This window comes from Bacillus sp. SG-1 (genome assembly GCF_000181495.1).
In the GTDB taxonomy this organism is placed as follows: domain Bacteria; phylum Bacillota; class Bacilli; order Bacillales; family Bacillaceae_B; genus Rossellomorea.
In genome coordinates, this window is sequence record NZ_ABCF01000023.1 from 1 (window position 1) to 20,728 (window position 20,728).

13 protein-coding genes, 1 tRNA gene, 1 pseudogene and 1 riboswitch are annotated in these 20,728 nt (G+C 42.0%); of the genes and pseudogenes, 9 read left to right on the top strand and 6 right to left on the bottom strand.

The genetic code is table 11. From position 1 onward, the window contains the following. A pseudogene (locus tag BSG1_RS11110) lies at window positions 1-232 on the top strand (RNA-binding protein S1); the annotation flags it as partial. A 224-nt stretch (window positions 233-456) separates the two neighbouring features. Here BSG1_RS11110 and BSG1_RS11115 read toward each other — a convergent pair. After that, entirely contained in the window at window positions 457-1,866 is a 1,410-nt protein-coding gene (locus tag BSG1_RS11115; protein WP_006837120.1) for a sigma-54 interaction domain-containing protein, read from the bottom strand. Between the two features lie 344 nt (window positions 1,867-2,210). Between BSG1_RS11115 and pruA the strand changes: the two genes are divergently transcribed. From pruA to BSG1_RS11135, 4 genes are all read left to right on the top strand, one after another. Beyond that, window positions 2,211-3,761, top strand: a complete 1,551-nt coding sequence (pruA, locus tag BSG1_RS11120) for an L-glutamate gamma-semialdehyde dehydrogenase (RefSeq protein WP_006837121.1) — start codon at window positions 2,211-2,213, stop codon at window positions 3,759-3,761. 213 nt (window positions 3,762-3,974) lie between these two features. After that, window positions 3,975-5,171 carry an ornithine--oxo-acid transaminase gene (locus tag BSG1_RS11125; protein WP_006837122.1) on the top strand — a complete coding sequence of 399 codons (1,197 nt, stop codon included), beginning with the start codon at window positions 3,975-3,977 and terminating at the stop codon, window positions 5,169-5,171. Window positions 5,172-5,476: 305 nt separating this feature from the next. After that, on the top strand, window positions 5,477-6,721 hold the full coding sequence (locus BSG1_RS11130) for a Glu/Leu/Phe/Val family dehydrogenase (RefSeq protein WP_006837123.1): 1,245 nt from the start codon (window positions 5,477-5,479) through the stop codon (window positions 6,719-6,721). A 758-nt stretch (window positions 6,722-7,479) separates the two neighbouring features. Beyond that, window positions 7,480-8,880 (top strand): aldehyde dehydrogenase, encoded by a 1,401-nt coding sequence (locus BSG1_RS11135; RefSeq protein WP_006837124.1) that lies wholly within the window; start codon window positions 7,480-7,482, stop codon window positions 8,878-8,880. Between the two features lie 403 nt (window positions 8,881-9,283). Here the strand turns inward: BSG1_RS11135 and BSG1_RS11140 are convergent, their stop codons facing one another. After that, entirely contained in the window at window positions 9,284-9,517 is a 234-nt protein-coding gene (locus BSG1_RS11140) for a DUF378 domain-containing protein (RefSeq protein ID WP_006837125.1), read from the bottom strand. Between the two features lie 240 nt (window positions 9,518-9,757). Here BSG1_RS11140 and BSG1_RS11145 point away from each other — a divergent pair, with 240 nt between their 5' ends. The 3 genes from BSG1_RS11145 (at window position 9,758) to BSG1_RS11155 (ending at window position 13,949) form a co-directional block, all read left to right on the top strand. Next, the gene (locus BSG1_RS11145; protein WP_006837126.1) at window positions 9,758-10,921 is read left to right on the top strand and encodes an iron-containing alcohol dehydrogenase; all 1,164 of its coding nucleotides are present in this window, start codon (window positions 9,758-9,760) and stop codon (window positions 10,919-10,921) included. Between the two features lie 225 nt (window positions 10,922-11,146). Further along, entirely contained in the window at window positions 11,147-12,496 is a 1,350-nt protein-coding gene (locus BSG1_RS11150; RefSeq protein ID WP_044022769.1) for a glucose-6-phosphate isomerase, read from the top strand. 1,048 nt (window positions 12,497-13,544) lie between these two features. Then, window positions 13,545-13,949 carry a YugN-like family protein gene (locus tag BSG1_RS11155; RefSeq protein ID WP_006837128.1) on the top strand — a complete coding sequence of 135 codons (405 nt, stop codon included), beginning with the start codon at window positions 13,545-13,547 and terminating at the stop codon, window positions 13,947-13,949. On the opposite strand, the gene BSG1_RS11160 is transcribed toward BSG1_RS11155, so the two are convergent. The 3 genes from BSG1_RS11160 to BSG1_RS11170 all read right to left on the bottom strand — a co-directional run bounded on the left by BSG1_RS11160 (window position 13,950) and on the right by BSG1_RS11170 (window position 18,594). Beyond that, window positions 13,950-14,948, bottom strand: a complete 999-nt coding sequence (locus BSG1_RS11160) for a potassium channel family protein (RefSeq protein WP_044022770.1) — start codon at window positions 14,946-14,948, stop codon at window positions 13,950-13,952. A gap of 326 nt (window positions 14,949-15,274) precedes the next feature. Then, window positions 15,275-17,461, bottom strand: coding sequence for a beta-propeller domain-containing protein (locus tag BSG1_RS11165; RefSeq protein WP_006837130.1), 2,187 nt, complete (start codon window positions 17,459-17,461; stop codon window positions 15,275-15,277). Between the two features lie 80 nt (window positions 17,462-17,541). Then, on the bottom strand, window positions 17,542-18,594 hold the full coding sequence (locus BSG1_RS11170; protein ID WP_006837131.1) for a class I SAM-dependent methyltransferase: 1,053 nt from the start codon (window positions 18,592-18,594) through the stop codon (window positions 17,542-17,544). Between the two features lie 167 nt (window positions 18,595-18,761). Here BSG1_RS11170 and BSG1_RS11175 point away from each other — a divergent pair. Then, window positions 18,762-18,834: transfer RNA gene (locus BSG1_RS11175), tRNA-Ala, on the top strand. A 226-nt stretch (window positions 18,835-19,060) separates the two neighbouring features. Here BSG1_RS11175 and BSG1_RS11180 read toward each other — a convergent pair. Beyond that, window positions 19,061-20,170, bottom strand: a complete 1,110-nt coding sequence (locus BSG1_RS11180) for an HD-GYP domain-containing protein (RefSeq protein WP_044022771.1) — start codon at window positions 20,168-20,170, stop codon at window positions 19,061-19,063. Between the two features lie 427 nt (window positions 20,171-20,597). After that, window positions 20,598-20,690, top strand: a riboswitch (cyclic di-GMP riboswitch). Window positions 20,691-20,728 lie beyond the last annotated feature (38 nt).

The window sequence follows — 20,728 nt, forward strand, 5'->3', positions numbered from 1 at the left end:
ATTGTCTGTTGACGAATCAAAAGGCAAAATCAGCCTGTCTATCCGCGCGACTCAAGAAGCGCCTGCAGAAGAGCCTAAGGCAGCAGCGGCAGCTAAAAAGCCTAAGCGTCGTCAAGGAAGCGTTAAGTCAGCTCCAGCAGCAGAAACTGCTCCAACTGGATTCAATACTCTTAAAGACAAGCTTGAAGAGTGGATCGAGCAATCTGAGCGTGAAGATCTAATCAAGAAGTAATATTTCAAGGACTGGTAGTGATACCGGTTCTTTTTTTATGCTCTGAAATGTGTACAAAGCGAAAGCGATTATTTGTTCTATCGACGACTTTAACTGTTCGATCATCGCTTTTTTGTCTGCTATCAACGAGTTCTGGATTCTATCGGCGACTTCCAAATTCTATTCCAATAAATGCAACAACTAAAAAAGGAGCCTTCCATAGGTGAGGCTCCTTTTAAAAAAACTCAATCAGGCCGTTCAATCTCAAATTTCTTAATTCGGTATTGCAGGTTCTGCCTGCTCATGCCAAGGGTTTTTGCCGTTTTGGTGACATTAAAGTCATGGTGTAAAAGTGCCTTCTGGATGTAATAGATTTCGGCTTCAGCCATATATTCTTCAAGCGGCTTGATCTCTTTATCGCCGTCAAAAAGAAAGTCTTCTGCGTTGCTATCGAGTTTTTTCTCATCAAGGAGTTGTGTTCGCTGCCTGAAATGCATCGGCAGCTGATTGTACCCTATGCGTCCGCCGGTCCCCATCAAGTTGAATGCCCCTTCTATGACATGTTCAAGCTCTCGGACATTTCCGGGCCAATCGTAATTCGAGAATCGCTCATACACTGAATCTTCGAGCCCTTTGACGTCCATGCCGAAAAGACCGTTATATTTTTCAATGAAATAATGGAGCAAGAGATCCAAGTCTTCCATTCTTTCCCTTAATGGAGGAATGAAAATGGAAACGACACTCAATTGATAGTAGAGTTCTTTCCGCAGCCTTCCTTCAGAAATGGCGTCGACAGGGTCTTCATTTATGGTGCAAATCATTCTGCATTCAATCGGTCGATCGACATCGGAGCAGAGTCTGCGCACTTTCTTTTCCCTTAATGCTCTTAACAATTTGGTTTGAAGAGGCAGGCTTAAACTATTGATCTCATCTAAAATCAACGTTCCTTCGGCTGCTTGTTCGAATAACCCGGGACTTTCAACTGTCTCCCCGGACTCCTCGTTGTTGATGCCGAACAAAAGCTCTTCCATGACAGGTTCAGGAAGTGCAGAACAATTTTGGATGATGAGTGGATCTTTCGCCCGTGGACTGCCATTATGGATGCTGTGGGAAAAGAGCTCTTTTCCCGTGCCTGTTTCTCCAATGATCAGTACCGGTGAGGAAGTCTTTGCAGCTCGCCGGCTGTTCTCGATGACCTCTTTAAATAGTGAGTCTTCCCCGATAATGTGATCAAAAGTATAGAGTGGTTCGTCTTTTTTTGCCCGTTTTTCCCGTATCAATTTTTCCAGCTTGGTGATGTCCCGTGCAATCTCCATCGCACCGATAATCGCATCTTTATGAAAAACCGGGTAGGTATTATTAATGGTCGTGATCTCGCTGCCCTTTACGTTAAAGTACGTTTGTTTGACATTAAGGGCAGGATTTCCGGTTCGGAGTACATGTAACAATGTGCTTTCCTCGCCATAGCTGAATTGGAAGACCTCGAGCAGATTTTTATCGAGGACATCATCAACATCCATCCCCTCAATATCCATCATTTTTCTATTATATATAATGGTTTTTCCTTCAGAGTCAATGACATGAACGCCTGCATCGATAGAGTCCAATACTTTCTCATAGAGATAAACCAACTCTTGCATATCGTTCACAAACATCTCGTTTTCTCTCCTTTTGTGTGCCGCACCTGAAAAAATTCAGAAAAGTTTTAAAGAATCAGGTTTATAAGTTTGAAAGACCGTTTCATAGTGTAATAGTGTAATGTGCAAGATAGTTTTTCATCAAGCATTTAAACCTTTATGAATGAATGGAAATCCCGATTCATACACATGGTGTCGAGCATTTTTTAAAGAATAGTAAAAAAATTAAACAAAATGCTTGAAAAATGCAACTATCTTTTGCATTATTATATATGTAAGGGTTTTCTGATTGCAAATTTTTTTTGCGTTTTGACCCTGCAATATATGAGTATATTAATTTTTTATTTTAGATAAAGGGGGAAATGAAATTGATTCCGTACAAACATGAACCATTCACAGACTTTTCAAAAGAGGAAAATCAGAAAGCATTTAAAGAGGGCCTTAATTTGGTAAACAGCTATTTAGGCCAGGATTATCCGTTAACAATCGGTGGAGAAAAGATTACCACTGAAGATAAGATTGTTTCTGTGAACCCGGCGAATAAAGAACAAGTTGTAGGTCGTGTGTCAAAAGCAAGCCGTGAACTGGCTGAAAAAGCAATGAACGAAGCATACGAAACATTCCAGACTTGGAGAAAAGTAAAGCCGGAAACGCGTGCAGACATCCTGTTCAAGGCTGCTGCCATTGTACGCCGCCGCAAGCATGAGTTCTCTGCAATCCTTGTAAGAGAAGCAGGTAAGCCTTGGAACGAAGCGGACGCAGATACAGCTGAAGCTATTGACTTCATGGAATATTACGGTCGCCAAATGTTGCGCATCGCAGAAGGCTTTAAAGTAGAAAGCCGTCCTGGCGAATACAATCAATTCAACTACATTCCACTTGGGGTAGGTGTAGTCATTTCCCCTTGGAACTTCGCGTTCGCCATCATGGCTGGTACAGCTGTTGCGGCAATCGTGTCCGGTAACACAGTACTTCTGAAACCAGCATCAACGACTCCTGTTGTTGCAGCGAAATTTATTGAAGTTCTTGAAGAAGCGGGACTTCCTAAAGGCGTTATTAACTTCATCCCTGGAAGCGGATCTGAAATGGGTGATTATATAGTGGATCATCCGAAAACCCGCTTCGTATCTTTCACAGGCTCCCGCGATGTAGGTACACGCATCTACGAACGTGCTGCTAAAGTGCACGAAGGCCAAATCTGGCTGAAACGTGTGATTGCTGAAATGGGCGGTAAGGATACAATTGTAGTCGATAAAGAAGCTGACCTGGAGTTAGCGGCAAAATCGATCGTTGCATCTGCGTTCGGATTCTCAGGGCAAAAATGTTCAGCATGTTCCCGTGCAGTAATCGTTGAAGACGTTTACGATCAAGTTCTTGAGCGTGCTGTAGAACTGACGAAAGAATTGACTGTCGGCGATACAACAGACCGTGAAACATTCATGGGTCCTGTTAATGACCAGGCAGCATTCGATAAGATCATGAGCTACATCGAAATCGGTAAAGAAGAAGGCGAATTGATGATCGGTGGAGAAGGAGACGACTCCAAAGGGTACTTCATCAAGCCGACGATCTTTGCTCACCTTGATCCTGAAGCACGCATCATGAAAGAAGAAATCTTTGGTCCGGTTGTTGGATTTACAAAAGCGAAAGATTTCACTCATGCAATTGAAATTGCTAACAATACAGACTATGGTTTGACTGGTGCCGTTATCACCAACAACCGTGCACATATCGAGCAAGCCCGTGAAGACTTCCATGTCGGAAACCTATACTTCAACCGTGGATGTACAGGTGCAATCGTTGGATACCAGCCATTCGGCGGATTCAACATGTCAGGTACTGACTCTAAAGCAGGCGGCCCTGACTACTTGCTTCTTCACATGCAAGCTAAAACAACATCTGAAATGCTTTAAGCAGCATTACAACACAATGGAGCCTTCAAGCAGGAGGCTCCATTGATTATAATAGGCTGTTTTTTCTCAGTATTGCTGAATCGGGAAGATGTTTTTTTCCCTCTGCAGACAAATGCGTTAGGAATGAGTCTTATTAAATGAACATATTTTAAATCGAAAATTTTCATACTTAACCAGGGGAAACCTATTTAAAATGATGAGGAGGAAGATAAAATGTCAAGAAATTCTCAATCAATCATAGAACAAACACAAGAATACGGCGCAAACAACTATCACCCGCTTCCAATCGTAATCTCCGAAGCGGAAGGTGTGTGGGTAAAAGATCCTGAAGGAAACAAATACATGGATATGCTTAGTGCGTATTCCGCAGTAAACCAAGGACACCGCCACCCGAGAATCATCCAGGCTCTGAAAGACCAGGCTGACCGCGTCACGCTGACTTCCCGAGCTTTTCACAATGACCAGCTTGGCCCTTGGTATGAAAAAATCTGTAAAATGACTAATAAGGATATGGCCCTGCCAATGAACACAGGTGCAGAGGCTGTTGAAACGGCCATTAAAACAGCACGCCGCTGGGCATATGACAAAAAAGGTGTAGCGGATAATCAAGCAGAAATCATTGCGTGTGAAGGTAACTTCCACGGACGTACCATGTCTGCGGTTTCTCTTTCTTCTGAAGAAGAATACAAACGCGGATTCGGGCCGATGCTTCCTGGCATCAACCTTGTGCCATATGGCGATATTGATGCATTGAAAGAAGCCATTACACCTAATACGGCAGCATTTTTGATTGAGCCAATCCAGGGTGAAGCAGGTATTGTCATCCCTCCTGAAGGTTTCCTCAAGGCAGCATATGAGCTTTGTAAAGAAAACAATGTTCTATTCATTGCGGATGAAATCCAGGCAGGCCTTGCACGTACTGGTAAAATGTTTGCCTGTGAATGGGAAGATGTTGAACCGGATATGTATATCCTTGGAAAAGCGCTTGGCGGCGGGGTTTTCCCGATTTCCTGCGTGGTAGCGGATGAAGATATCCTTGGTGTATTCAACCCGGGTTCCCACGGGTCGACTTTCGGAGGTAATCCAATGGCATGTGCTGTGTCGGTTGCTTCACTGGAAGTACTGGAAGATGAAGAACTTGCTCAGCGTTCCCTTGATCTCGGTAAATATTTCATGGACAAATTAAAGGAAATCGATAATCCGAAAATCAAAGAAGTTCGTGGAAGAGGATTATTCATCGGAGTTGAATTGACTGAGCCAGCACGCAGCTATTGCGAAAAGCTAAAAGAAGAAGGCTTGTTGTGCAAAGAAACACATGAAACAGTCATCAGGTTTGCCCCTCCTCTGATCATCAGCCAGGAAGACCTGGATTGGGCAATCGAGCGCATTCAAAAAGTTCTGTCGAGATAATTGGATGGCTTCTTGTTACACGGACTTTGATTAAAGTGGAGGTTGTTCCAACACTTGTGGGGTTTTAATTGGAGTGGAAGGTGCAAGATTTCCTGCGGGACTAGTGTGACTTCCATTTCAAGGTTACGTACAAGCTGAAACATAACTGGCCCCGCGGATTCGCTTACTTGGAACGAATTATACTAATACAGAGTTTACATGACACCAAATATAAGAAACTGCCAGTGTTTCACTAAGCATTTCTCAGGTTGTATGTTACAATAACAAACGGTTTTAGACTACACAATAAAGAGGCGAATTTTTCAATGGGAGAAAATCTGAATCTGTTTACATCTACTCAACACGTAATCAATGATGCTCTCGGCAAGCTTGGTTATAATGAGGAAATGTTTGAACTTTTAAAAGAGCCGATTCGTATGCTGACTGTACGTATTCCTGTCCGGATGGATGATGGAAGTATCAAGGTATTTACAGGATATAGAGCCCAGCACAATGATGCTGTTGGACCTACTAAAGGAGGCGTCCGCTTCCATCCTGAAGTGGATGAGGAGGAAGTGAAAGCATTATCCATGTGGATGAGCCTGAAATGCGGGATTGTTGACTTGCCCTACGGCGGAGGAAAAGGCGGGATTGTTTGTGATCCCAGAACAATGTCCTTCACCGAGTTGGAAAGACTCAGCCGTGGTTACGTCAGGGCGATAAGCCAGATTGTCGGGCCGACGAAAGATATTCCTGCTCCAGATGTATATACCAATTCTCAAATCATGGCCTGGATGATGGATGAATACAGCCGATTACGTGAAAATGACTCACCAGGTTTCATTACCGGAAAGCCGTTGGTATTGGGTGGTTCCCAAGGGCGTGAAAAGGCAACAGCACAAGGTGTTACAATCTGTATCGAAGAAGCCGCCAAGAAAAAAGGCATTGACTTAAAAGGGGCCCGAGTCGTCATCCAAGGGTTCGGTAATGCTGGAAGCTTCCTTGCAAAATTCATGCATGATGCAGGTGCGAAAGTCATCGCAATCTCTGATGCCCATGGAGCTCTTCACGATCCTAAAGGTTTGGATATCGATTATCTGCTAGATCGCCGTGACAGCTTTGGAACCGTTACAACGTTATTCGAAAATACAATTTCTAATAAGGATTTATTGGAGCTGGACTGTGATATTCTTGTACCCGCAGCAATTTCCAATCAAATCACTGAATCAAATGCTTATAACATTAAAGCATCGATCGTTGTGGAGGCAGCAAACGGCCCGACTACTTTTGAAGCAACCAGAATCCTCTCAGAAAGAGATATCCTCCTCGTCCCGGACGTACTGGCGAGTGCCGGCGGGGTAACCGTATCTTACTTTGAGTGGGTCCAAAATAACCAAGGTTATTACTGGACAGAAGAAGAAGTGAACGAAAAACTTCACAAGAAACTGGTAGACGCGTTCAATAATGTATATGAAACATCAATGAACCGTCGCGTCAATATGCGTTTAGCGGCCTACATGGTGGGTGCCCGCAAAATGGCAGAAGCCTCCAGGTTCAGAGGCTGGGTTTAATAAAATGTCGATCAGGTTTATATATGCCTGGTCGGCTTTTTTTACGTTAATAGTTAGTTTTTGTATTGTGTGAAGGTTTCAGGCAAAGGCACCTTTTTACTATTATTTTTTATATTCAGAGAGGCCTTTAGAGGTTGTCGATTGAAGGTCGTGGAGGAATCGAGGTAGTCAAAGAGGAGTTTAGAGGTTGCCGATTAAAGATCGTGGAGGAATCGAGGTAGTCAAAGAGGCCTTTTAGAGGTTGTCGATTATAAGGTCGTGGAGGAATCAAGGTAGTCAAAGAGGCCTTGAGAGGTTGTCGATTGAAGGTAGTGGAGGAATCAAGGTAGTCATAGAGCCTTTTAGAGGTTGCCGATTAAAGGTCGTGGAGGAATCAAGGTAGTCATAGAGCCTTTTAGAGGTTGCCGATTGAAGGTCTTGAGCGAATCGAGGTAGTCAAAGAGGCCTTTAGAGGTTGCCGATTGAAGGTCGTGGAGGAATCGAGGTAGTCAAAGAGGCCTTTAGAGGTTGTCGATTGAAGGTCGTAAATGAATCGAAGTAGTCAGAGCAGCGTTTAGAGGTGGTGGATTTGTTTTTTTACCAAGCGGTGTAGCCGCATTTTTATCCTCTTGCTTTTAATCCAAATGGCACTGTCGAGAACAAACGAGCTCAGGGCTCACAAACCATATCGTCTTTATTACTCGATTATATTTAAAAGTACAACATAGGCAAAAGGTATATAATAATACTAAATCAGTCAATCCAAGGAGAGTCTTAAAATGAGCGGAATCACCATACGGGAGAAATCGCGGGAAGAAGTAGAAGCGGCGGTTGTTCTTCAAAAGAATTACTATGCGACAGGTAAAACAAGACCGATGGCAACGAGGAAAGACAACCTTAAAAAGTTAGCCGACGTGCTTCGGAAAAATGAGTCAAAACTCCTTAAAGCCCTGCATGATGATTTGAATAAATCTGAAAGAGAAGCGTATACAACTGAGATCGGTATTTTGCTTGAAGAAATCAGTTTCACTCTAAAACACCTGGACTCATGGGCAAAGCCGAAGAAGGTAAAAACGGCTGTAACCCATCTAGGGTCAAAAGGATACCGGATTCCTGAACCGTACGGAGTATCTTTGATTATCGCTCCTTGGAATTATCCTATCCAATTAGCGGTTTCCCCTTTGATTGGCGCATTGGCAGCGGGAAATACAGCAATAATCAAACCCTCTGAATTGACACCGCATACATCAAAAGTGCTGTCGGAGATGTTTGAAAATGCATTTAATAAAGAACTCGTTTATGTAATGGAGGGTGGAGTCCAAACAAACCAGTTTCTATTAGACCAGGCTTTCGATTACATCTTTTTCACTGGAAGCGTTCCGGTCGGTAAAATTGTGATGGAAGCCGCCTCTAAGCGCTTAATTCCCGTCACGCTTGAATTGGGAGGTAAAAGCCCATGCATTGTCCATGAAGACGCAGACCTGAGTCTTGCAGCTAAACGGATTGCATTTGGAAAACTCGCCAATTCAGGGCAAACCTGTATTGCCCCTGACTACCTTTTTGTACATCGACATGCAGAAGGCAAGTTTATTGAAGAGTACAAAAAAGCTGTTCAGGAGTTTTACGGGGAAGAGCCGCTGCAAAGCGATCAGTATGGAAAAATTGTCAATGAGCGCCATTATGACCGTCTGAAAAAATACTTGAATGATGGAGAAGTGATACTTGGCGGCCGATATGATGATCAATCCTTGCAGATACAGCCGACTTTAATCAAGCCCCTTAATACTGATGTCCCTGTCATGACTGAAGAAATTTTTGGGCCGATATTCCCTGTACTTACCTATGACAGGCTGCAAGAAGTCAAGGCGTTTATAACAAGCCGGCCGAAGCCGCTTGCCCTTTATTTGTTCACTGAAGATGAAGACGTGGAAAAAGACATCACCCAAAATCTATCTTTTGGCGGAGGCTGTATCAATGATACCCTCATGCATGTTGCCACACCTCACCTGCCGTTTGGAGGGGTAGGGGAAAGCGGGATTGGAAGCTATCATGGGGAAAGCAGCTTTTCCACCTTTTCTCATTATAAAAGTGTCTTGAAACAAACGAATCTCTTTGACCTGCCATTTAAATATCCTAACTCGAAAAAAGGCCTGAAAATTGTACGCAGACTGCTTCGGTAGTCTGTTTGTTAGTGCTGAATTGTCGTGGATTAGCAGGAGAGGTGTAGTCCCAAAAGCGATCACCTACTAAATCGTCGTTAATTGGTAGGAGAGATTTAGTGCCAAAGGGAACTCACCTACAAAAACAGCGTGGTTTGGTAGGTGAGGAATGCGAGAGAAGAGTTACCTACAAAACTCTGTAGATTGGTAGTAGAATCCCAGAGAAGGTCACCTACAAAACCGACGTGGATTGGTAGTAGAGATGGAGTCCCAAAAGAAACGAGAAGGTAACAACAATCCTATAATTTGGTCCAATGAATAGTTACCTGAAAAAAATTGAAACTTAAAGCCATCCAAACAAGCAGCACTTGGCCCAACCAAACAAAAAAGACAAACTCACCATCGGAGTTTGTCTTTTATCATTTTATCGTGTTGGACGGGCTTCAGGAGAATGCTCTGCTTCTTCAGATGGAGCAAACAGAAGACCGATATTGATTAAGCCGGCAATACCGACTAAACCATATACAAGGCGGGCAAGCGCTGAATCTTGTCCGCCGAAGATAGCGGCAACAAGGTCAAATTGGAAGAACCCTACAAGCCCCCAGTTGATTGCTCCAATGATAGTAAGGACCAGTGCGATACGTTGAATTGTACTCATGTTGTGACCTCCTTATGGGTTATGTGCCGGCTTTAACCTTTTAGTTCACTCGGCACTTTTATTTCTTGTTTCCTTCATAGCTTGTTGTTTTTTACAAATTATTATGCATGCCCGGAAAAAATATCAGTGGGCATTTTCTTTGCAATAAGGGAACATTATATCTGATAATAAAAAGGGCAGAAGTAAAAGATACAGGCTTTTACATAAGTGGAAGCCGCTAAAAATAGAGGAGGTAACAGAATGAACAGTTTTGCTTTTTACAATCCGACTAAATTGATCTTTGGTAAAGACGAAGTAGAAAAACTAAAGGAAGAAATTCCACAATACGGCAAAAAGGTCCTGCTTGTTTACGGTGGAGGAAGCATTAAACGAAACGGCCTCTATGACCAGGTTACAGGCTTATTGAAAGAAATGGATGCAGAAGTTCATGAGCTTGCAGGTGTTGAACCGAATCCGCGTATTTCCACTGTAAGAAAAGGTGTGGAAATCTGTAAAAGTGAAGGAATTGAATTTCTCCTTGCAGTAGGGGGCGGAAGTGTCATTGACTGTACGAAGGCAGTGGCTGCAGGCGCAAAATATGACGGGGATGCTTGGGATCTTGTGACAAAGAAAGCCTTTGCAGAAGAAGCCCTTCCATTCGGAACAGTTCTTACATTGGCTGCTACAGGTTCTGAAATGAATGCCGGTTCTGTTATCACAAATTGGGAAACTCATGAAAAATATGGCTGGGGTAGTCCTGCCGTGTTCCCTAAATTCTCCATCTTAGATCCACAAAACACGTTTACTGTTCCGAGAGATCAAACGATTTATGGAATGGTCGATATGATGTCTCACGTTTTTGAACAATATTTCAATAACGCGACGAACACTCCATTACAGGACAGAATGTGTGAAGCGACTTTGAGAACAGTGATAGAAACTGCTCCTAAGCTTCTTGATAACCTTGAAAGCTACGAGCACAGAGAAACCATTCTTTACTCAGGGACGATCGCATTAAATGGAATGCTTCAAATGGGTTATCGCGGTGACTGGGCGAGCCATAATATTGAGCATGCGGTCTCAGCTGTCTATGACATTCCTCACGCAGGCGGGTTGGCAATTTTGTTCCCTAACTGGATGAGACATAATATTGATGTGAATCCGGAACGTTTTGCACAAATGGCAGTTCGTGTCTTTGATGTGAATCCAGAAGGGAAATCTGCAAAAGAAACCGGACTGGAAGGCATCGATAAGCTTTCCGAATTCTGGAGCAGCATCGGAGCTCCTTCCCGTCTTGCGGATTATGACATAACGGACGAAAAGGTTGATGAAATGACCGAAAAGGCAATGGTAAACGGGGAGTTCGGCAACTTCAATTCCTTGAAACATGAAGATGTAAAAGCCATCCTTCAAGCTTCCCTTTAATTCTCGAAAAGGACTGATTCTTAGCGGAGTCAGTCCTTTTTCATAAATATAAAAATGTATCCGTTTACACTTGTGGTCCTTCTTGATTCTCTCTTCCGGTTTAGGTAAAGTGTTTACTGTAGGCTGATTAGATAAAATGAACAGTCAACATCAAGATTTTCGTTTAGTTATCCTTGCCAACAGGAAAGATAAAAACGACTAAACATTCAATTGGAGGAAAATGATATGACACATGTACGCTTTGATTATTCAAAAGCACTGCCTTTCTTCGGTGAACATGAAATTACATACTTGAAAGACGCTGTCAAAACAGCACATAACTCCCTGCATGAAGGAACAGGGGCAGGGAATGACTTTTTAGGCTGGATCGACCTTCCTGAAAACTATGATAAAGAAGAATTCTCCCGTATTCAAAAGGCTTCGGAAAAAATCAAAAGCGATTCAGATGTCCTTCTTGTCATTGGTATAGGTGGTTCTTATCTTGGTGCAAGAGCGGCTCTTGAAATGCTGAACCACAGCTTCTACAATGCTCTTCCAGGAGAACAGCGCAAAACACCTCAAGTGCTGTTCTTAGGAAACAATATCAGCTCAACTTACATGACAGACTTGATGGACCTTCTTGAAAATAAAGATTTCTCCATCAATGTCATTTCAAAATCAGGTACAACCACAGAGCCAGCCATAGCATTCCGAATCTTCCGCAAAAAACTGGAAGAAAAATACGGTGTAGAGGAAGCAAGAAAGCGAATCTATGCAACTACGGACAAAGCAAAAGGTGCTCTTAAAACACTGGCTACTGACGAAGGGTTTGAAACATTCGTAGTGCCTGATGATGTTGGAGGCCGTTATTCTGTCCTGACAGCTGTAGGTCTTCTGCCGATTGCAGTGAGTGGAATTGACATTGAAGCGATGATGAACGGTGCTGCGGCTGCACGTAATGATTTCAATACAGATGAGCTGGAAGCAAATCCAGCATACCAATATGCTGCCGTGCGAAACGTCCTGTACAATAAAGGAAAAACAATTGAAATGCTGATCAATTATGAGCCAGGCCTTCAATATTTCTCTGAGTGGTGGAAGCAGCTATTTGGTGAAAGTGAAGGAAAAGACCAAAAAGGAATTTTCCCTGCATCTGCAAACTTCTCAACAGACCTTCACTCCATGGGGCAATATGTCCAAGAGGGCAGAAGAGACCTGTTTGAAACAGTCATCAAAGTTTCAGAACCGCGTCACGAATTGAAAATCGAAGAAGCAGAAAGTGATTTGGACGGCCTTAACTATCTGGCAGGCCAAACAGTAGACTTCGTTAACAATAAAGCATTTGAGGGAACATTGCTTGCCCACACTGACGGCGGTGTGCCTAACCTTATCGTCGAAATTCCAGCTATGGATGCGTACACATTCGGATACCTTGTGTATTTCTTTGAAAAAGCATGTGCCATCAGCGGATACCTGCTTGGCGTTAATCCATTTGACCAGCCGGGAGTGGAAGCGTACAAAGTGAACATGTTCGCCCTTCTTGGCAAGCCAGGATTTGAAGAAAAGAAAGCAGAGCTTGAGAAGCGTCTAAAATAATAGAAAAAGAAGCTGACACTCCACGCGGGTGTCAGCTTCTTTGTTTTTTATCGCCTAAAGGCCTTAAATACGAATAAAGTGGTTTTTGTTCTTAAAAAAGAGTTGTAAAGGACTTTAAAAAAAGCCCTTGCGAAATATCGTCCTATAGAGAGACTTTATAGGACTTTAAAAATGGATGCTGATAATTATCGTCCTATAGAGGGACTTTAAAGGACACTAATATTGGAGGTTGCGTATCGTCCTATAGAGGAACTTTAAAGGACGATAATATAGAATGTGGCGAAATATCGTCCTATAGAGGAACTTTAAAGGACGATAATATAGAATGTGGCGAAATATCGTCCTATTGAGGGGCTTTAAAGGACTTTAATATTGAATGTTGCAAATTATCGTCCTATAGAGGGACTTTAAAGGACTTTAAAATTGTATGTTACCAGATATCGTCCTATAGAGGAGCTTTAAAGGACTTTAATATTGAACGTTGCAAATTATCGTCCTATAGAAGGACTTTAAAGGACTTTAATATTGTATGTTACCAGATATCGTCCTATAGAGGGGCTTTAAAGGACGATAATATAGAATGTGGCGAAATATCGTCCTATAGAGAGACTTTATAGGACTTTAAAAATGGATGCTGATAATTATCGTCCTATAGAGGGACTTTAAAGGACTTTAATATTGAACGTTGCAAATTATCGTCCTATAGAGAGGCTGTAAAGGACTTTAATATAGAATGTGGCGAAATATCGTCCTATAGAGGGACTTTAAAGGACGATAATATAGAATGTGGCGAAATATCGTCCTCTAGGGAGGTTCTAAAGGCTTTTAAAAATGAACTAAGTTAAATTATCGTCCTTAAAAAATGCTCTAAAGCACTTTATAATTGGGTTTTACCAATTATCGTCCTCAAGAGCCGACTCTAAATAGAAATATGCTATTCCTAACTAAGACAACAAACGGAAGCGATTGAGCTCCAACCCTTTTTCACATTTTATGACTTATCCCAACCACTCTGGGAAAAACTAACCGAAAGAAAGGAGTGTTTGGGATGATTGAACTTCCTTCTAAACTGGAGGGTCAGCATTTTCAGTTATACAAGTTGGAGCAGCAGCTCAAGCCTTTAGGATACAGCATCGGCGGCAACTGGGATTATGATCACGGTTATTTTGATTATAAAATCGATGACAAAGTTGGCTATCAATTTTTGCGTCTCCCATTTGCCGCAGTTGACGGACAGCTGGACTCATACGGAGCTACCGTTGAATTCGGGAGGCCTTTCCTGCTTTCTCATAAATATCAACGCGGATTGGATGATCATGCGTCAACAGGAACGTTTTCAGGTACAACCAATCAGTTTTCCGAACCTCAAGACGCTGATGCAAGCTTTCCGGAGGAATATGTATCCATAGGAGTCGAACTGGTAAAAGAATTGGAAGACCAGCTGCTGAGATAGTCACTTTTCACTTGAAATGACAAGCAGCCCGTCTTCGGGATGGACAATGGTCTCCAAAGGAGGGTTCACTGTGGTGCACTCTCCTTTTTTAATTCCTAAAAGGATAATATTTCTTTCCAAAAGGATTGTACTCAAATCACTGAATGTTTTTTCACACCATTCCGGGCAGGTACTGATGACCTTAAGGTTGTTGCCTTTTAGATGATTCAATAATTCCAAGATGGTGGTGCTCATTCCCTTGGACAAAATGCTGTCCATAATGATATAGCTTGTTTGTTTGTTGGTTTGGATGACTTCATCAGCACCCGCCCTCTCGGCATTGGCGATATGGTCACCGGTCAAAATTTCAGCCACACAATACAAGCCGGGGGCGATTCCTTTCATCGCAAGCAAGGTCATTACCGTATTCATATCAGCATCCATTTCATTCTTATTCTGATCGGCTGTAATGACAGCGATCGAGGCCTCTTTGATTCCTGCCTTCATGAGGATATCGTCACGGAATGCCTGTCCTTTTATAAAATGGATATAATGATTTCTGTAAGGATTTTCTTCAAGTGTACTATCAATCAGTGTGATTTCATGCTTCTTATCAAATGCAGTAAGCTGGTCAATGATCTCCCTTGAGCGTTCATTCCAACCAACAATGATGGTGTGATCTTTGCCGGCAAATGAGACCCTTCCTTCAAGGTAAGCATTTTGAGTTCTTACGGTTGAAGTAGCCAATGTCACGAAGTAGGTGGTCAGGAATCCTGCTCCCAGAAGGATCAACAGCATGGCTACAATTCTGCCTGTTGTAGTCAACGGTACATAGTCTCCATATCCCACCGTTGATGTCGTGATGATTGCCCACCAGATCCCGTCAAACACAGTCGGGAAAGTGCCCGGTTCTATTAAATGAATCAGGATTCCGAAAGCCGAGATAGCCCCAAGTGCAATTGTTAAGGTTCTCACTAAAATGGGCCATCTCAAAAACCGCTGATAAAAAGATATGCTCATAAAAACTCTCCTTTCCCGCATCCACATCCATTATTCCCGTTTTTTCGTAAAAATAAAAGGATCTAGCTAAGTCAGGAAAAACAATAGCAGGAGTATATACAATTTGGTAAAGAGGGTCGACTAGGATGTTAATGTACCTTCAGTAACCTCCTTCGGGCATAACAGGATGCCTACCACGCAAAGTCCCGCTGAGATATACGCCTGCAACCGAAAACATGGCGGGACTCTGTGGTGTAACCAGAAAAAAGAACGAAATCACAATCGATTTCGTCCTCAATTTGTTTTCCTCTAAAGCTCGTTTTCTGGAAGAGAGCCCTCACTAAACACTATTGAATTTCTAGTTCTTGAATTTTACTAAAGTCACCGATATTGTAAGCCTTGATAATCTCTGGAGAAAGAGTGTAGAGGTTATCATCGATATAGAGCATCCTCTGGATTTGATTCTCCCAGCGTTCATAGATTTCATTGTCTTCCGATTGGACCATTTTCGCTTTGTGGACGATTCCGTTTTCAGGAGTGATTTCAAAAAGAAGCGCACCCTGATAATCAAAGACCTGTTCATACATGCTGCCTTCTTTTTCATGATAAACCGAAACTGGAAAGCCGAATAGATTTCTTCCTTGATGCTGGAACAGTGCTTTATGGTCCTCGAGTAAATAGGAATGGGTTCCTCGTCCGCCGATAAGTTCGGTGTCCTGTTCTTTCGGATTGTGGAAATCTGAAACATCAAAAAGAGAGATTTTCATGCCTGCTGTCAGGACGCGCGGCTCGGTATTTTGCATTTTATCATCTTTCACAAGCTTCGTGTCATAGCCAAACCCAATTAAATGATTTTCGTCCAATGGATGAAGATAGCTACTGAAACCTGGAATTTTCAACTCTCCCAGTACTTCGGGTGAGTATGGATCGCTCGTATCGATGACAAAGAGCGGGTCCACTTGTTTGAATGTGACCATATAAGCTTTGTCACCCATGAAGCGGACAGAATAGATCCGCTCGCCCTTGGCAAGGTCTTCCACTTCTCCTATATGCTTTAAGTTTTCATCAAGGATATAAAGGTTGTTTGTTGATGGAGTGCTTTCATCTCCCCATGAATTCCCTTTTGTCGTTGCAATCCTGAAGTTGCCATCATGTTCATCCATTGAAAACTGGTTGAGAATCGTGCCTTTTACATTGGCCATTGCGGTAAAATCAATTCTGGACTGATCAATGAGAAATTTATAAACCTCCGTATCAGCTGACTCCCAAGCGCTTTCTCTTGCCGGGTTGTATCTGGTTAATGCCATATAGAGGTTATTTTTGGACATATAGATCTGATGGCCGCTTCCAAGATAAGATTCTACATTGATTTCAGAAGCAGCCTTATCCAGATTAATGGCTGCGAATAATGTATAGTTGGTCTCTGTGGACTGAGGCATATATTTGATATCATCATAATTCAATAAAATGGGTTCCTCGCCATGCATACTATCGGTAATTCTAGGGCGCAACTCTACATTTTCTTTGTCCTCCAGAATCCAGTAATTAGGGTAGTGATTAGCAACGAGGTAGACAAAAGAACCGACCTTCCGGGCAGCAACATAATTCCCTTCCATGGCAAATTCCCGCAGCAGCTCCGGGTTCTTTTTATCAGAAATGTCATAAATGAATGTCTTCATCATTCCATGCATCGGCATGATCATCAATTCAGCTGATTTCTTTCCTGGCAAGGGTTCTGCCTGATAGTCATCATTCCAGCTGTTTCCGATGACTACCAGCTTATTCTCCTGTAAAAACAGATGCTGAGGGGAAAAATTGTGATCAAAAGAAACCGAAGATGTGACTTCCATCTCGCTGACAGGAAAGGCTTTCGTAATGATCATTTTTTGGGAAGCAACCTGGTAAATGTACGTTCCATCAGTCTTGACGATGTCAGCTTCATCAACGCCCTGAACCTGGTTGTTGGTCGTGCTGTGTTCGCCGGAGGCAGATTCACTCTTCATCATGGTATTTCCGCCTGCGTCATCTGCCGATTCTTCTGTGGCAGTTCCGTCGAACATGGAAAACTTCGGTCTGTTCTCTTTTTCTCTTTTAATGGCATACTTGAAATATTGATTAAGTTCTTCTTTTGATTTCACTTGCGGAAGTGTGGGGACGACGGCAAACTCTACTGTTTTATCTCCTCGGACAGGGAGTCCAAGGGAAGACTTGACCTCAGAGGAAATATGCAGGGTGAAAAATTCGGGTTCGGTGGAATAACCATCTTCCGGAGGGTGGATGGTGACACTTTTACGGTCCTCACTAAAGGTAACGTTGACAGGAACTCTTTCACCTTTATTATCGACAACGTAAAAAGAGTCATCATTGATCTTATTGATTGGCTCGGAAAATTCTAAATTCCAACTCTTGTCAGTAAGGACGATATTTCGATCCGTACTTTGGGCACCGGTCTTAACAGCAGGCTGTTTGAAGTACACAAATGCAATTGTAACAGCCAGCAGGAGACCGGCAGCCCCCAACCAAAATTTTTTCATCTTCTTCACTCCTATCTTTTTTCTGTTACAGAAGTAGACGAAGATGAAACAGAAATGTTACATAAAAGAAAAAATAAACTTTATCGGACTTTGGCAATGATGCCGTTATGGACTTTGATATATCCGGACTTCAGGATATCCAGCCCATTTTCGTACATGTAGAGTCCCATCTGTTCGACGGTCATCAGCTCACGATATGTATGATTCATTACGTCAGCAAATATATTATAGTAGATACGTGAGCGAAGCTGATTGCGGGGAGTAGTCATGATCACATAGCCATTTGCCTTAAGGAATTTTCGGTGCCAGTCGATGACCTCAGGTTTATATTCATCCGGAAAGTGTTCCAGAAGCCCAACTGAGATGACGATGTCGAACTCTTTCCCATAAGCCAGATTACGGATATCATCCACCACATACTCAATATTTAAATCGTCTTTATAGTAGACTTTCCTCTGTCCAGTCAGTGGATTTTCACCGAGAAACGGATAGGAATCGGGAAAATGTTCGAACCTGGTTGTCTTACAATATTCATCATAATCGACCATGACGACTTTCGCGCCAGGATACATAGCAGCAAGCTGCATTGCTTCGTACCCTTCTGCAGCTCCAAGAAACAAGATCTTTGGTTTGGAAACATTCAGCCCTTCAAAGAGTGCACGCTTTCCGCGGGGATCCCAGATGCCGTCCTGAATACGATGAACATAATTCCATAGATGGATTCTAACTACATCGCCAAGTGCGGATTTAACTTCACCAGGCTTTAAGGTTGTGAGGCTGGCTAAGAACTTCTCTTTCTCTTTCTGCTGTTCAAGCGGGACATCCTTTGAGAACCACTCATGAAAGGACCTGTTGAAAAATTGCCAGGAAGTATGCGCACTCATAGGCTTGCGGTGCTCTTCTTCATATTGCTGTCTATCTATTGAATAATTCTTCACTTCAAACGGCCGTCCGATATCTTTCCATGACACTAAGGACCAGTCACGGACGCTATCGACCTTCACATATTTGTTGTAATCTTTCTCAGAAAATGTTCGAAGGTCCATTCGGAAATTCTTTTGCATTTCACTTCTTCCGATATGTGTGTCATCAAATGGCTTATTTCCATTCAGCGAAGGTTGCGCTTGCAGCATAGTCTCCTCCTGTTAATATCTGAATTTTCTTTCATTATATTCTGTTAAGAATTCGTTTACAATAGAAGGAAGATAAACTGCAGATGATTGGTGAAAAAATTTAATTAAACCACTTGATAAAACCCAATAAACTTTATATAATAAAAAGCGTCGCAACATTATATTACGGGGCATTAGCTCAGCTGGGAGAGCGCTTCGCTGGCAGCGAAGAGGTCAGCGGTTCGAGCCCGCTATGCTCCATACCGAAAAAAAACCCTTGTGTATCAAGGGTTTTTTTGTTTGTTTCTGCTACTGTATTGCATAAAAAATAAAAAAGGTGCACATCTTGGGCACCTTTGGTTCACTAAAGTTCTCGCTTGAATTGAAATTTCAGAACGTATACTGGCCTGTCTCTTAAGAAAGATAGTGAAAAATTGGATCAAGTCTTTGGTCTGGATGCAGGGAAAGAGGCAAGTGAATTTCAAGCTTATTTGATTACTTTAGTTTTCCTCTCAATAATAGCATCGCATTTTACTATCATAGTGGTTAGGTCTGTTAATAAATCAATATCATAAAATTCGGATATAGACAGCTTTTTTCCATCTTTTCCTCTAAAGATTCTGACTTTTGGACGTTGTGGATAAGCTTGATTATAACCGATAACAACCCCTTGCTCTCCCGTACTTAAAGTGACTGTTACTCCAATGGGGAAAATGGCTACAGCCTTTTTAAATGCGTCGATTATTTCGATATCGTACCTAATATAACAGTAGCCATACAGCACTTCCATTGCCTCATGGGGAAGCATCGCTTTTTCTCTAATCAATTGATCAAACTTTTCAGCAACGGTAATGATTCGAGCAAACTGGTGAATTTCATTCTTTTTTAACCCTCTTGGATACCCGCTTCCATCAACATTCTCATGATGCTGATAGGCACAGTGAGCAACTAATAAATGCAGTTCAGACTCTTTCCTTAACATTTCAAATCCAATTTCAGTGTGCGACCGCTTAACCTGTTTCTCTTCGTCAGTCAGGTCGGTTTTGCTCAAAAGTGACTTTGGTAATTGGAGTTTTCCTATGTCATGAAAGAGTGCTCCAAGTCCTAAAATATGTAATGATTTTTCAGGTATGCCGAGGATTCGTCCAATTGATAATGAATAAAGACTTGTATTTAGAGAATGCTCGAACATGGAGTCATTATTTATTTGTAAATGGGAAATTAAGTTTAGATGATCAGATGACCTCTGCAGCTCATGGACAACATTGGAAAATGTTTCTTTCAAGGATCTGAAATTACTTAACCTATTTGTGATTGCTACTTTGTTTGTTGGTTTATTTCTTATTGTCGAAAAAACATTAGAAATGGATGCAATCGTTTTGGTCCGCAGCTCATATGGTATATCATCGTTTACTTGAATGATGTCATCTGTCATTTCAGATTTTATATATATAAAAGCAATGCGTTTTTTTATTCGATTAATATGTGCTTCAGTCAAGGTGGTCCCAACATTTAAAAGAAGCCGGGCATCTTCATTATAAATGGGTTTTGCTAAAACCATACCGGATTCACAATTGTTAATAGAAACCAGGCGCACTTTAATCCCTCCTTTTGAGCATGGAACACTCTGTCTGTTTAAGCCTATAATACTATCAATTTTATCCTAAATACACAAAATTCAAAATAATCTTTACATCCTATACAAAAATTATCTAAATTAGGCCAGCAGTTCGAGCCCGTTTTGTTTTTTTGATTTTATAAGTCATACATAGCCCGCTGCGGAGGCATGTACTATATATAGTTCTTTAACATGCATTTGATATGCCAGCCGAATTTAAGAGGTCTGTAGGTAAGAGTTTTAAGAAAAGATTTGGTTGTGGTCAAAAAGTCCTTACAGTAGAATAAGAGTATAAGATCATAAGATTATATATAGATTTCCGTTCAAGGCACTCGGTTTTTATGGGCAGCATATCGGAGCCTTCTGTGCACCCGCCAATGTATTCCTGAACGGCAGAGTGAAAATATATAAGAAAAGGCAAACTTGGCGAAAGCAAAGGACGCAAAGTCACAGACCTTCAATTTTTCATGTGAAAAATTATGGTGGCTGGATTACCGGATAGTATTGAAAAGCTATTCAGTGTGAATGGCTTTTTGT